12 protein-coding genes are annotated in these 14088 nt (G+C 54.0%); 8 read left to right on the top strand and 4 right to left on the bottom strand.

Annotated elements, in window-relative coordinates:
• Nucleotides 1-15: 15 nt before the first annotated feature.
• On the bottom strand, nucleotides 16-711 hold the full coding sequence (locus KJI95_RS13920) for a YceH family protein (RefSeq protein WP_214507806.1): 696 nt from the start codon (nucleotides 709-711) through the stop codon (nucleotides 16-18).
• Between the two features lie 148 nt (nucleotides 712-859).
• Nucleotides 860-1690 carry a CvfB family protein gene (locus tag KJI95_RS13915; protein WP_214507805.1) on the bottom strand — a complete coding sequence of 277 codons (831 nt, stop codon included), beginning with the start codon at nucleotides 1688-1690 and terminating at the stop codon, nucleotides 860-862.
• Between the two features lie 685 nt (nucleotides 1691-2375).
• On the opposite strand from KJI95_RS13915, the gene speE reads away from it, so the two are divergent.
• From speE to KJI95_RS13875, 8 genes are all read left to right on the top strand, one after another.
• Nucleotides 2376-3251 carry a polyamine aminopropyltransferase gene (gene speE / locus KJI95_RS13910; RefSeq protein ID WP_214507804.1) on the top strand — a complete coding sequence of 292 codons (876 nt, stop codon included), beginning with the start codon at nucleotides 2376-2378 and terminating at the stop codon, nucleotides 3249-3251.
• A 28-nt stretch (nucleotides 3252-3279) separates the two neighbouring features.
• On the top strand, nucleotides 3280-5190 hold the full coding sequence (gene speA, locus KJI95_RS13905) for a biosynthetic arginine decarboxylase (RefSeq protein ID WP_214507803.1): 1911 nt from the start codon (nucleotides 3280-3282) through the stop codon (nucleotides 5188-5190).
• Between the two features lie 81 nt (nucleotides 5191-5271).
• On the top strand, nucleotides 5272-6282 hold the full coding sequence (locus KJI95_RS13900) for an adenosylmethionine decarboxylase (protein ID WP_214507802.1): 1011 nt from the start codon (nucleotides 5272-5274) through the stop codon (nucleotides 6280-6282).
• A 219-nt stretch (nucleotides 6283-6501) separates the two neighbouring features.
• A complete protein-coding gene (pdxH, locus tag KJI95_RS13895; protein ID WP_214507801.1) occupies nucleotides 6502-7146 on the top strand; it encodes a pyridoxamine 5'-phosphate oxidase in 645 nt (214 codons plus the stop codon).
• A gap of 122 nt (nucleotides 7147-7268) precedes the next feature.
• Nucleotides 7269-7844 carry a YceI family protein gene (locus KJI95_RS13890; protein WP_214507800.1) on the top strand — a complete coding sequence of 192 codons (576 nt, stop codon included), beginning with the start codon at nucleotides 7269-7271 and terminating at the stop codon, nucleotides 7842-7844.
• 96 nt (nucleotides 7845-7940) lie between these two features.
• The gene (locus KJI95_RS13885; RefSeq protein ID WP_214507799.1) at nucleotides 7941-8291 is read left to right on the top strand and encodes a DUF3802 family protein; all 351 of its coding nucleotides are present in this window, start codon (nucleotides 7941-7943) and stop codon (nucleotides 8289-8291) included.
• A gap of 37 nt (nucleotides 8292-8328) precedes the next feature.
• Nucleotides 8329-8697 (top strand): SpoIIAA family protein, encoded by a 369-nt coding sequence (locus KJI95_RS13880; RefSeq protein ID WP_214507798.1) that lies wholly within the window; start codon nucleotides 8329-8331, stop codon nucleotides 8695-8697.
• 130 nt (nucleotides 8698-8827) lie between these two features.
• On the top strand, nucleotides 8828-9700 hold the full coding sequence (locus KJI95_RS13875) for a putative ATP-dependent zinc protease (RefSeq protein ID WP_214507797.1): 873 nt from the start codon (nucleotides 8828-8830) through the stop codon (nucleotides 9698-9700).
• Here KJI95_RS13875 and KJI95_RS13870 read toward each other — a convergent pair.
• Both KJI95_RS13870 and KJI95_RS13865 read right to left on the bottom strand, forming a co-directional pair.
• Nucleotides 9676-12249, bottom strand: coding sequence for a PAS domain-containing protein (locus KJI95_RS13870; RefSeq protein WP_214507796.1), 2574 nt, complete (start codon nucleotides 12247-12249; stop codon nucleotides 9676-9678). The genes KJI95_RS13875 and KJI95_RS13870 overlap by 25 nt on opposite strands.
• Before the next feature lie 140 nt (nucleotides 12250-12389).
• Nucleotides 12390-13898 (bottom strand): methyl-accepting chemotaxis protein, encoded by a 1509-nt coding sequence (locus KJI95_RS13865; protein ID WP_214507795.1) that lies wholly within the window; start codon nucleotides 13896-13898, stop codon nucleotides 12390-12392.
• Between the last annotated feature and the right edge of the window lie 190 nt (nucleotides 13899-14088).

The raw sequence follows: 14088 nt of genomic DNA, 5'->3' as shown, positions 1-14088 counted from the left end.
CTCCCTTGGTGGCTATTACTGCTCAGCGTCAAGCTGCGGACCAAAGGCATCGTCGAAGCGCAGTTGGAATCTGGCAAGCTTTTGCTCAAGTTCGGCGATTCTGTGCTCAAGTTCGGCGATTTTGCTGTTATCTGAGCCATTGTCAGCATTGAAATCTGCGTTGCTGCCTGAAGCATGGGCACCTGAATTGCCCGATTGAAGCTGCGCTGCGCCATCCACAATCAGCAGCGCAAAGCGGCTTTCGCGCTTGCCGGGTTCGCGGGCAAGCTGGGTTACCAGAGGTTTATCACGCTCGGCCAGCTTGGCTAAGCATTTTTCCACTTCGCTGATGTCGCTGAACTCGTATTGCCGTCCGGCGCGGCTTCTTAGCTCGCCTGCGGTTTGTGGACCGCGAAGCAGCAGCAGGCTGACGATGGCAACCTCGGCTTTGGAAAACTGAAAATCCGAAAACTCGGTGTTGCAGAAGCGATGGCGATATTTAACCACCCGGCTGCCAAAGCCGGATTGATCGGAGATAAGGCGCTTTTTGGCCAAATCATCTATGCCTGCCTGCACCTCGGTTTCCGATAGCTCCATCACCGGCTCACGGCTGGTTTTTTGGTTGCAGGCGAGGGTGAGGGCGTTGAGTGACAGAGGGTATTGATCCGGGGTGGTGACTTCTTTTTCCAGAAGACAGCCGATGATCCTGGCTTCTATAGCGGTAAGCTGCATGAAAAACTCCTTTAAAATCCATAATCTCTTATATCAAAGAGTGCCGGATAAGCCTATAGCGCCATCACGGCTCTGTGCTGATGGATTGTAAAAGGACGTAAAAAAAGCGGTGGCAGAGCCACCGCTTGATGTCGGGATGAGTTAAACCTCAGCTTAAATAGAGGCCATCGTCTTCAATGCGCAGTTTGCCCTGCTTGAACAGGCCGCCGATGCTCTTTTTAAAGGCTTTTTTACTCATGCCAAGCTCAGCGTAAATCACGTCCGCATCGGTTTTGTCACACAGGGGCAAAAAACCGCCTGCGGCATTCAGCTTTTTGAGGATGTGAATGGCATGGGCATCGAGTTCATCCTTGGTGCCTTTATTCAGTACCAGGTCAATTTTGCCATCGTGGCGCAACTGCTTGATAAAGCCCTTAAGTTTTAGGCCGGTACGCAGCGGTTTAAACACGTCGCTGTGGTGAATAAGGCCCCAATGGCTGTTGTTGACGATTGCCTTGTAGCCAAGCTCGGTGCGGCCACCTATGACCAGTGACACTTCATCGCCCTGACGGTAGCGCGCGGGGGTTTTATCCAAAAACTTGTCAAGCTTACCGGATGCGACAATGCGCTCATCGGCGCGGTTGATGTGCACATACACCAGCTGATATTTGCCTTCTTCGGCCGGGCGTTTTTGCTCGGCAAAGGGCAGCAGCAAATCTTTGTCGAGGCCCCAGTCGAGGAAGGCGCCAACGCCGCTGATCGACACGACTTTAAGGCTTGCGAATTCGCCCACTTCGGCAAGGGGTTTCTGGGTGGTTGCGATAGGGGTATCTTCCGAGTCCAGATACAAAAACACCGTGAGCTCCTGGCCAACCTCGGTGCCCGCCGGCACGAATTTATTGGGCAGCAGCACCTGACCGTAATCGCCGGCATTGAGATAGACACCAAAACTGACTTGCTTGACCACCGCAAGGCGGCAGGTTTTTCCTAACTGGATCATGGATTACCCAAACAATAAAAAGACTGTAAACGCCGACAATTATATCCCATGCACCCAAGCAGGTCTTGAACTGTTTTTGTTTCCGCAAATCGATGGTTACAAGTATTAAAAAATATTGAACACCCTCACGCGCCGCTAACAATCAAGGTATTAAAAAATAATAAGAAAAATTGCTTTTACAACCCGCAGCTTACAGGTGTTTGTAGCATATTCTTGAAGGGGCGGAAAAATGAAAATTCCTGCTTGCATTCTTGTGGTTAGCAAGGTTTAATTGCGCCGTTTTCGGGCTGGTACCGAAAGCATTTTCGCCTGTTTTCAGGTCATGTCGTTATGAAGGTGTTTTCATGGGTCGTTAACGGCGACTTGTCTGTATGTAACCTCGGAAGTCCGGGTGCATACCGGTCGTTTGGTTAAGAGGGTTTGGCTAATGTATTCTCATTTGCTTACAGCACACTGCCTTAAACTGGCATCCTGCCTGGCCCAGTCCCTGGTCAATGTTGACTCTGGCGTAAAACACCTCACCCTCATTCGCATCAATTCCGGCCGTGAAGAGGCCAACAGTCCGCTGCTCATCTGATTTTGCGCCCATGCTTTTGCAGCGCTTCGGTAATGTTTGTCCTGTGCCCTCGGCGCTGGCAGACAGCTTTCCCCACATTTGACACCGACCTGAGCGGAACCCGGATAAATGCAGGATAAAACGCTATATTTTGAAACATTGCACCCAGGCTACGGTCAATATTTCGAGATAGACAAGATGCTCTATGAGCAGCAAACCGACAGCTGGACGCTGTCGATTTTTGAAAATCGCCGCTTTGGGCGGGTGATGGCACTGAATGGCGCCATTCAAACCACAGAGCGGGATGAGTTTGTCTATCACGAAATGCTGACCCATGTGCCGCTGCTTGCCCATGCAAGCGCCAAAAAGGTGCTGATCATCGGTGGCGGTGATGGCGCTATGCTGCGCGAAGTGGTTAAACATCGCGCCCTTGAGCGTATTGTGATGGTGGAAATCGACCCGCAGGTGGTATCGCTGTGCCAAACCTGGTTTCCCAATCACAGCGCCGGCGCCTTTGATGACCCGCGAGTTGAGCTGGTGATTGCCGATGGCATGGCGTTTATCGCAAATTGCAGCGAGCAGTTTGATGTGATTATTTCAGACTGTACCGATCCGGTCGGGCCTGGCGAAGTGCTGTTCAGCTCGGATTTTTACGCTGGCTGCAAACGTTGCCTGACACAGGATGGCATTTTTGTTGCTCAGAATGGCGTACCTTTTATGCAGCTTGAATCGCTGCAGGACACGGTACGGCGCATGAGCAGTTACACCCGGGAATGCTGGTTTTTTACCGCAGCCGTTCCCACTTACATCGGCGGCAGCATGGCGTTTGCGTGGGCCACCGATGACATCGAGGTGCGCAGGCTGTCACTTGCAACCCTCGAGGCGCGTTTCAACGAGGCTGGGATCAGTACCCGTTACTACACGCCGGCTTTGCATCAGGCAAGCTTTGCCTTGCCACACTACGTCGAACAGGCGATCCGGTCTGCCATGACCGAGAGCGCTTAATATCTCTCTTTTTATAGGCACAATTGAGATGAATGAATGGTCAATTGACGACGCCCGCGCCGGGTACAACGTAGCCCACTGGAGCCAGGGCTTTTATGGCATCAGTGACGAAGGTGAAGTGACCGTATGTCCCGATCCCCGTAACCCATCTTACAAGATTGGTTTGAATACCTTGGCCAAAGACATGGTCAAAGCCGGGGTCAATCTGCCGGTGCTGGTGCGTTTTCCGCAGATCCTGCACTACCGCGTAGATCACCTGTGCCAGATGTTCAACCAGGCCATTCAGAAGTACAGCTACGAAGCGGATTACCTGTTGGTTTACCCCATTAAGGTGAACCAGCAGCAGACTGTGGTTGAGGAAATCCTCGCAAGCCAGGTCAGCAAAACCGTGCCTCAGCTTGGCCTTGAGGCCGGCAGTAAGCCTGAGCTGATGGCGGTACTCGCCATGGCGCAAAAGGCCAGTTCAGTGATCGTGTGTAACGGTTACAAGGACAAAGAATATATTCGTCTCGCGCTCATCGGTGAGAAGCTCGGCCACAGCGTGTACATTGTGCTCGAGAAAATGTCTGAGCTGCAGATGGTGCTTGAAGAGTCCCGTAAGCTTGGCGTTAAGCCACGTCTGGGTCTGCGTGCGCGTCTGGCGTTCCAGGGCAAGGGCAAGTGGCAGGCAAGCGGCGGCGAGAAGTCCAAGTTCGGTCTGTCAGCTGCGCAAATCCTGAAGGTGGTTGACCACCTGAAACAGGAAAACATGCTCGATTCGCTGCAGCTTTTGCACTTCCACCTGGGCTCGCAAATCGCCAACATCCGTGACATCCGCCACGGCGTGGGTGAAGCTGCGCGCTTCTACTGTGAACTGCGTAAGCTCGGTGCCAAGGTCGATAACTTCGACGTGGGCGGCGGTCTGGCGGTTGACTATGACGGTACCCGCAGCCAGTCAAACAACTCGATGAACTATGCGCTGGCGGAATACGCCAACAACATCGTGTCTGTGCTGACCGACGTGTGTAACCAGAACGAGCAGCCAATGCCGCGGATCATCTCCGAGTCTGGCCGTTACCTCACTGCCCACCACGCTGTGCTTATCACCGACGTGATTGGCACTGAGGCCTACAGTCCGGAAGACATTCCGGCACCGACCGAAGAATCGCCGCAGCTGTTGCACAACATGTGGCAAAGCTGGAACGAAATCAGCTCGCGTCTGGATCAGCGCGCCCTGATTGAAATTTTCCACGACACTCAGTCGGATTTGGCCGAAGCTCAGTCGCTGTTCGCGCTGGGTCAGTTAAGCCTTGAAGACCGTGCCTGGGCCGAGCAGTGTAACCTCGCCGTATGTCACGAGCTGCAGGGGCTGATGAATGCCCGTAACCGTTATCAGCGCCCGATCATCGATGAACTGAACGAGAAGCTGGCCGACAAGTTCTTTGTCAACTTCTCACTGTTCCAGTCGCTGCCGGATGCCTGGGGTATCGATCAGGTATTCCCTGTGTTGCCGCTGTCTGGCCTGGATAAGGTGCCGGAGCGCCGCGCCGTGATGCTCGATATCACCTGTGACTCTGACGGTATTGTCGATCAGTACGTGGACGGGCAGGGCATCGAAACCACACTGCCGGTACCGGCCTGGTCTGCTGCCGATCCATACCTGATTGGCTTCTTCCTGGTGGGCGCCTATCAGGAAATCCTCGGTGACCTGCATAACCTTTTCGGTGACACCAACTCAGCTGTGGTGCGTATCGATGACAACGGCGAGACCAACATCGAGTCTGTGCTGGCCGGTGACACTGTGGCCGACGTGCTGCGCTATGTAAACCTCGATGCGGTTGACTTTATGCGTACCTACGAGGAACTGGTAAACAGCCACATCGCAGAAGATGAACGCGCCATGCTGCTTGAAGAGCTGCAGGCCGGTCTTAAGGGTTACACCTACCTCGAAGACTTTTAACCTGTAGCGCTTCATGCGCGCCAGCAAGGAGCACAGCGGCCGGGAGTCGGGGATTTTCCTCTCCCGGCCCTCAGGCAAAAGATGTTTTTTGAAGGTTCAGAAAAAAAGTTAGAACTGATAGTCACGCCCCGGTTTTTACAGTCCGGCCAGTTTGCAGAGTCAGCCCAGTTTGGCCAGTCCGGCGACAATGCCAAAAAGGGCAAGAACGGCGAAAAAGGCTCACTGCGACAGCTGGGGCGTGAATTTTGGCAAACTGTGGTCCGGCGGGCCAATGCCGACATCCTCTCTACTCTCAGTAATGGCTATTGCGACGCCTACCTCCTGAGTGAATCCAGTCTGTTTGTGTGGAACAACCGCGCCCTGATGCTGACCTGCGGCAACACAAGGCTTGCCGACGCGGCCTGTTATCTTATCGACGCGTTTGGCGAGCAAAACATCGCTTTTGTCAGTTATCAGCGCAAAAACGAATACCTGTCCCACCTGCAGCAAAGCACCTTTGCTGAGGATCTGAAGGCCATTCGCGAAAGGCTGGCAGGCGATGCATTCCGGATTGGCCATCTTGATTCGCACCATCATTACCTTTACACCAGCAGCAAGCCGTTTTTAGCGTCGCCAATGGATGAAACCCGTGAGCTGCTGATGTACCACATCCGCGGTGATGCGGCTGAGTATCTGCGCTCATCCACGCAAAGCGCGGCGACAGTTCGTGCGCTGCTCAGGCTCGATACACTGCTGCCGGGTTTTGAGTTTGACGATCATCTCTTTAGCCCTTTTGGTTACTCGATAAACGGGCTTTGCGATGATTACTACATGACTATCCATATCACGCCGCAGGAAAATAGCTCCTACGTAAGCTTTGAAACCAACCTGCCTGCACGGGGCGAGCATCGGCTGCTGTTTTCAAAGTTACTCTCGATTCTAAACCCGGGCAGTTGGGATGAAATTGGCTTTAATTCAGCGTCCCACACCGAGCATTACCCGGCGCACCTGTGCCTTGGCAGCTGTGAGCTTAACCTCACACCGGGCTATCGGGTGTCCTTCTGTCACTATCAGCAGCTTTGCCATGAAGAGCTTATGCCTGAGCCCATGTAAGGCGCGTGCGGCGCACTTTTTACTGTAAGAAAGAGCTTTGATGTCAGCGGCGGTTATCGGCTGCGCAATGCCTTCTGCTGCTGGGTCAAATGCGGCGTGGCGCTTCTTATTTCATCAGTACCGGTAAATTACTCAAGTCTGCCTGAATGCTGGCTTTTTTGTTGACGGATGAGCGGCTAGAATGCGTCAATCAAGGAACACGCAGTAACAGGATGAACCATGACAGATCTCAGTGATATCCGCCGCGAATACACCAAGGGCGGTTTACGTCGACACGACTTGCCAGAGTCTCCAATGGCCTTGTTTGAGCGCTGGATGGAGCAGGCGAAAGAGGCGCAGCTTTCCGATCCGACCGCCATGTGCGTGGCGACTGTGGATGAAACCGGCCAGCCTTATCAACGGATTGTGCTTCTTAAGCGTTTTGATGAGCAGGGTTTTGTGTTTTTTACCAACCTTGGCAGCCGTAAGGCGACGCAGCTTAAGCACAATGCCCACATCAGTTTGTTGTTTCCCTGGCATCCCCTCGAGCGGCAGGTTGCGGTAACCGGCATCGCCGAGCCGCTTTCCACCGCCGATGTTATCAAGTATTTTGCGACCCGCCCCAAAGACAGCCAAATTGCGGCCTGGGTATCGGCCCAGTCGTCCAAGTTGAGCGCGCGCCAGGTGCTTGAAGCCAAATTTATGGAAATGAAGCAAAAGTTTGCCAATGGCGAAGTACCACTGCCGTCATTTTGGGGCGGCTATCTGGTAAAGCCTTCCAGTATTGAGTTCTGGCAGGGTGGTGAGCATCGCCTCCATGACAGGTTTATTTATACCCGCAGCGATGACTCCGGCGGCTGGGAAATTGACCGGCTGGCACCTTAATCCGTACGCTATGCTCAAGGATTGGCCAATATCAGCTTGGCATTAGATAAAGTCTTGCTAATATTGGCATTTGAGGCCCAAGATAGGCGCTTTGACCGCCGACCAACACAAGGAATACAGTGATGATTAAAACTTCATTGATTACTGCCGCTTTACTTTCTCTGTCCTTTTGCGCTGCCGCGAACTGGAGCGTTAACAGCGACAATTCCAACGTCAGTTTTGTTTCAGTAAAAAAGGGGGATGTTGCCGAGGTGCACCGCTTTAAGCAGGTGTCAGGCAGCTTTGCCGATGACGGCAAATTTTACCTGACTATTCCGCTTGCCTCCATCGACAGTGGCATCGAAATCCGTGACGAGCGGATGAAGACCATGCTGTTCAACGTCGAGCAGTTTCCGTCTTTGGCTCTCAGTGCTCAGGTTGATGCCGCCAAAGTCAGTGCGCTTGCCGTCGGGAGTGTGATGCAGCTTGAAACCCAGGCAGAAATCACTCTGCATGGCAAAACCGACAAGGTTAATATAGACGTGGCCGTCGCCCGCCTTGCCGATAACCGCCTGATGGTGAGCAGTGTGGGCATGGTTATCATCAATGCCTCCAGTTTTGGCCTGACCGATGGCATTGAAAAACTGCGCGAAGTGGCCGGTTTGTCTGCCATCAGCAAAGCGGTGCCGGTGTCGTTCAATTTGGTGCTTGAAAAGTAAAAGGATCTGTTTGCTTTAAGGACGAAGCCCGGTTTTTGTTCCATACTCTTTTTGTCGGGTGTGTTGCCCGCAAAGACATGCATTACGGGATTTGACATGGTCACAGATAAAGACGGTTACACACATCTCATACAGTACCTGACTGAAAACCTTGGGATATTTGAAGCTCCCGAAGGTAGAGGCCTGTCTGATGAGACAGTGATGGAGCTTTTTGAAGAGCAGTTGTCTGCTCAGATAATCATGGTCTGTGGCCAGAATCCCGAACTAAGTTTTGCGCAGCGCAACATGATCATCCGCGAAGTCGATGCCATCGTTTACGACTTGGAAGAAATCCTCGCCCATGTGGGCAAGAAAAAGGCCACGCCGGAGCAAACCCATTTTATTGCTGACTTTTCGGGATTAATCAAAAACTTGTTTGATCAGGAAATCGTCAAGCATATCGCCTGATGGCTTGCCCCGTGGCCTCTTATTTATCGGAGGGGCCATGATAAGTGTACAGACCGGGTTTGAGCATGACACCCTGGCCGTGAAGGCGTCAGGGCTGATTGTGCCAGAAGATTTTTCCGACGTGTTGCTGCCTGAGCTCGAGCTTCGGCTTAAAGATCACGCCTCGGTACGGCTGTGGTACGAGATAGATCCCGAGTGCCGTGGTATGCGCCTGTCCGCCCTGTGGCAGGATTTTTTGATTGGTCTTTTTCATCTCAGCGACTTTCAGCGGGTCGCTATCATTACTGACAAGAGTCACTTCTCCCGCATTGGCGATTTTATTGCGCTGCTGATGCCTTGTCCTGTGCGTGTTTTTTCCTCCAAGGATGATGCAAACGCAAGGGCCTGGCTCTCAGACGGGCGCTGAGCCTTCCTGCGTGGCATTCATCGGTAAAATCCGTTAAGGTGTTGCAGCCAGCCGCAGCCGCGGCCTGGTTTTGACCCTGCGCCTGGTTTTTAAGCCCTGCGCTGAACGTTTTGATTTCAGGATTTGCCTCATGTTGCGTGCTGTGATTGTGCTGTTGCTCTTGTGTTTGTCCCTGCCGACGCTGGCCCAGAAAGAAGTGGTGGGTGAAACCCTCGACATCAAACTGCCGGCGGCTGGGTTTAGCATGAAAGCGCGCATCGACAGCGGCGCAACCATCAGCTCCATCCATGCGCTGGATATTGAGGTCATAGGCGGCGCGGCCAAAAATATTCAGGATGATGTGGGCAAAAAAGTGCGCTTTACCACTGAAAATCGCCTTGGTGAACGTAAGCGCCTCGAAGCCCGGATAGTAAAAGTCGGCACGGTTTCCAACGCCTTGGGCGCCGAAAGCCGCTACACGGTGGAACTTGCGCTGAATTATGGCAAGGATGCGCGCACCGTAAGGCTTAACCTGCGCGACCGCAGCGATATGGAATACAAGTTATTGCTCGGCCGTAACTGGCTCAGTGGCCGTTATCTGGTGGATGTGGCCGAAAAGCAGGTGATTGGCGAGCGCGCCGCCATTCATGTGGTGGAAACGGGACTGCTGTTTGATACCCGCATCGATACCGGCGCCGATGAAAGCAGCCTGCATGCGATTGAGCTTGAAGTTGAAGGCGGCGATGCCACCAATATGAGCGCCAACATCGGCAAAATGCTGAGCTTTACCACCGCCAACGAAAAGGGCAAAAAGCAGCGCCTGAGCGCACGGATTGTGGATGTGAGCCTGGTGCGCTCGGCTCAGGGCATGGAAGGGCGCTATCTGGTGGATTTGACCATTGGCGAGCGCGGCAAAGAATACAAAACCCGGGTTAATCTGAAAGATAGAACCGGTATGAGCCAGAAACTGCTGATTGGCCGTAACTGGCTTAAAGGCAATTATGTGGTGGATGTAAGCCGCTGAGACGCAAGCGGCAGGGTGCACTCAAGGATAAGCGCACTGCCAAGGCTTGGCCGCTTGGTAAGCGACGCGCCGCATTGCTCACTAAGCCATTGATTAAGCGGCCCAATATCATCGTCAATCAGGGTGGTGCTTACGCCTTGCCTGTCAAAGCGCACCACGCAGGCGCTGTCGGTTTTCTCCACGTGAATATCAATATGGGCCGCTGAGGTATCAAAGGCCTCAAGGCTTGCAATCTGGCGCAGCAGCTGGAAAAACAGCAAGGTGAGTTGCCACACCTCCGGCGCGGCTGCGCACCTTGGATCTCCGTCAATACTAACAGTTATCCCCTGACGCAAAAGCTCGGGCTCCAGCATGGATTTCAGTTCCTGCAGGAGCGACAGCGGCTGTGCAACCTGATTACTGCGATGTTTACTGATGAGATTGTCCGCAAGGCGAAGCCTGTGACTGCTTTGCATGAGCTCAGCGCGAATAGACTCAAGCTCATCTTCACCGCGCTGACAGGCAAGCGCCAGCAGCCGGTCATGTTCGTGCATCAGGGAATCAAGCCAGCTGCGTTGCCAGCTTCGCAGTAAGCGCCGCTCGGTTTGCCAGGCCCTGTCTTTGGCATCATCAAGGGTGACTCTGGCACTTTGCTCAGCCAATTGCTGCTCAAGCTGCTGCAGCCGCAGCTCCTGTCGCACCTTTAGCTGTGTCAGCTCTGAAAGCGAGTTTTCAAGTGACTGAAGTTTGGCCTGCTGCGCCTCATCGTGGCGTTTACGGTTTTGAATATCGAAGGCAATGGCGCCAAGGCCCTTAAGATTGTCATCTTCATCGCGGATGGTGAACTTGGTGAATTGAAAACGCTGCTCGCCCATGCGGGTGGGCAGGGTGTCTTCAACCTGCAGCGGCGAATCCTGTGCCAACACCCGCCGGTCGCTGTCGCTGTAGCTGAGTGCCAGATCGGAGGAAAACAGCTGCTGATCGGTGGCGCCTAGCACCCGGTGTCGGTCAAGGCCGATGGTTTCGCAGAATTTGTCATTCACCAGAATGTAACGGCCATTGGTGTCCTTAATGTAAATCAGGTTGGGGGAGGACTTGAGCAGCGCCAGCAGATGTTCACGATGGCTTTGTAAATCCTGCTGCGCTTCGGCCTGCACCGCCAATTGTTGCTCCAGCGCCAGATTTGAGGCATCAAGACTTGCCTTAGCGACTTCCAGCTGCTGGGTGCGCGCCACAAAGGCTTTGGCAAGAATGCCGATTTCATCTTCGCGCCCGGCGGCGTCGAGTTCAAGATAGGCGGCATTATTGGATTTAAGGGCCCGCACCATACGGGCAATGGGGCGGATAAACTGGTCTTTCTGGATAAGGTACATCAGCAGCAGCGCGAGGCTCTGCGCCAGCAACAAATAAAGCCCGGCGCGCTCGGCAAGCAGCAGCGCTTCACGCTTGAGTGACAACTTGGGTGTAACAGTCACAACCTTCCAAAAGGTTTCCGGCATCAGATAAACCGATACGAGGGTGCTTTCACCAAGCACAGGATCCCTCGTCATCTCCACTGTGCCAAGCAGCTGCGCCGATTGCGGCGCGCCACGGACGCTGTTGTTCACCAGCGCCTGATACATGGCTTTATGGGCAGGATAGACCTCGCCTGTGGTGGCAAGTAACTGCTCCTGGGTGATGACCGGATTTTCCCGTGCGTGGAGGATAAATGCATTATCGGCCTTTTTAAGGAGGGTGCTTAAGGCTTCAAACGGACTGTGCTGCTGCACCAGCGTGTCTATGTCCACCGGCCCCACGGCTGCGTCGGCGCCTGGGTCACTTGTGAGCGATATGGCGGGCGCTGCCAGAATTCGGTTGAACTGATCGAATATCATGGCGTAGCCGTGCAGCTCTTTACCGGCATTCACGGTAAATTTATTGAGGGAGGTGAGGCTCACATCGAGAGTCGCTGTGCCCTGATATTGATGGTCTTTCCAAATCGGCGCCGCCGCCGACACCATGGACTCACGGGTGTGCGGATCGGTATAAGAGGGTGACCAGTACACCCGCCCGGCGGGAAACAGCCGCACAGGTTTGTACCAGTCCTCTTCAAGATAGCCGCGCTCGTCGTTATAACCATCGTTGATATTAAGCTCGCCCAGCATGTCGCGAACCCAGAACAGGCTGTGGGCTTTACCGTCACGGCCAAGGGGAAACCCGGGCTCGGGCCAGACGCCGCCGCTGGCAATCAAATCCTGCTGCGGCGGTAGAGACAGGAGGCTTGGCAGAGTATGCTCAATAATATCCACTGTATGGTGCGGATTGGCGGCAACGTCGGCGATGGCGATGGCGAGGGTATTAAGCTGTGCCGTCATATGCTGCAACTTGGCCAGCATCAATTGACCTTGCGACAGATTAAGGCTTAGCTCCTGCTCACGCCGCTCCTGCTCCTGAACCCCGAAAATGATCCACAGCGACACCAACAGCAGCACAGCCGCGACCAGCGCCTGCAAAAGCCCGACGCGAAAAGGCAGACTGCGGCGCCATTTTGACTGGGATTGCTTGCTGATGCTGCCTGCGGATTGAGCCATGGACTGAGCGTACCCTGAATCGAAAGTCGGCGGTAAGATTGTTCAGTTTACCGGATAATACCTTATTTGCCATTAGCTTAAATAAAAAAGCACCCGAAGGTGCTTTTTCATGTTTGCGCTGATTGCTCAGAAACTGCCTGTCAGATCCTGAGGCCGACCAACAGTTTGTCGAGCTGCTCGGCGGTGGCGTGCAATTCATCACAGCCTGACACCGACTGGTTTGCCGATTGTTCGACATCGTGGGATTGGTTACGGATCTCCATCAGGTTGCCGGCAATTTCGTTGGCAACCGCCGACTGCTCTTCGGCGGAGGTTGCGATGAGCACGCTCATATCGAACACTCTGGCGCTGTGGTGGGCGATGCTGTCGAGATCTTCACCGGTTTTAATCACATGGCGTTTGCCTTCATCGGCTTGATCCACAGTTCGCGCCATCACCTGAGTCAGGTTACGGGTGCCGGCCTGCAGCGATTCAATCATGGATTTGATTTCAACCGTGGCGGCCTGGGTACGACCTGCCAGGGTACGCACTTCATCTGCCACCACCGCAAAGCCGCGGCCCTGTTCACCGGCGCGGGCCGCTTCAATGGCGGCGTTCAGTGCCAGCAGGTTGGTTTGCTCAGAGATGGCGTTGATGGTTGTCACCACCTCATCGATGCGGCTTGCGTTTTCATTGAGAACCGACACGGCGTCAGAGGCGCGGGCAATCTCATTGGACAGGGTACCTATGGCGGTCACTGTGGCGGCGATATCGGCGGAGCCCGCTGCAACCTGTTGATTGGCTTCCTGAGTTTCCTGTGATGAACGCTCGGCGTTGCCGGCGACTTCTCTCACGGCAGCGGTCATTTCTTCCATGGCGGTCGCGAGGGAGTCGAGATGAGCGCGCTGTGTAGCTGCAAGCGACTGGCCGCTGCGGGCGTTGCTTCTGAATGACTCCACCACAGTGCGGATTTGGCTGGTGGCGGCACTGATGTTCTTCACCAGATTGTGCTGGCGCTCGACCAAAGAGTCGATGCTGATGGCAAGAATACTGAACTCGTCCTTGACCTGAAAGAAGTTAAGTCTTCCGGTCAAATCGCCATCGGCGGCGCGTTTGAGCGCCATCACTGTGGTGTACAGGGCGCCGCCAACGAAGGTCGAGATGTAGTAGCTGAAAAGAAAAATCACACCAAGCACCAGCGCCACCGCGCCGATGACAAACCAGGAGTCGTCCCGCTCGGATTTGGCAAGGGTCTGCTGTGAGGTTTCGGTAACGGTCACCCAATCGCCCTGACCAACGGCGCTTACCACGGTAAAGCGGCCATTCTGTTCGTGGATACCGCCGCCACTGCGGGCGAGGCGGGAGGCGTTACCATCAAGCTGGCTTGCCGGCATAATCCGGTAATCTGAGCTGGTACTTTGAATAAACTGGCTCTGCTGCGCTTCAGGGATAACCGCAAGCGCTGAGGTCGCCATTTGGTTAACCTGCTGCACCTGCTGGCTTAGCAGCGCAAGCTGGCTGCTTTGTAAGGTTTCCTGGGCTCTCATATTCAGCACCCAGGCCAGGGCTATCAACAGCAGCACCGGTACTATGGCGAGAATGGCAAACTTTGTTTTTAGCGTCATGTGGATAAGATATTGATCTATCCAGCGAAACTTAACTTCTTTCATTGATTACCTCTACGGGCAGGCTGCGCTTGACCCTGAAACTATCGGCCTTGAATGACCGAACTTTATTGTCGCAGCCGGGCGTTGCTTGTGTTTGATTGCTTTTTAATCAACGTGTTGTAAAGCGCCAATCCGGCAGGGTGACACTCTGGCTGAAGTTTACATCCGCGCTACAATCATCGCCAGTCGGGGC

This window comes from Shewanella jiangmenensis, assembly GCF_018596335.1.
Taxonomy (GTDB): Bacteria; Pseudomonadota; Gammaproteobacteria; order Enterobacterales; family Shewanellaceae; genus Shewanella; species Shewanella jiangmenensis.
This window is presented reverse-complemented; position numbering and strand designations above follow the sequence as displayed.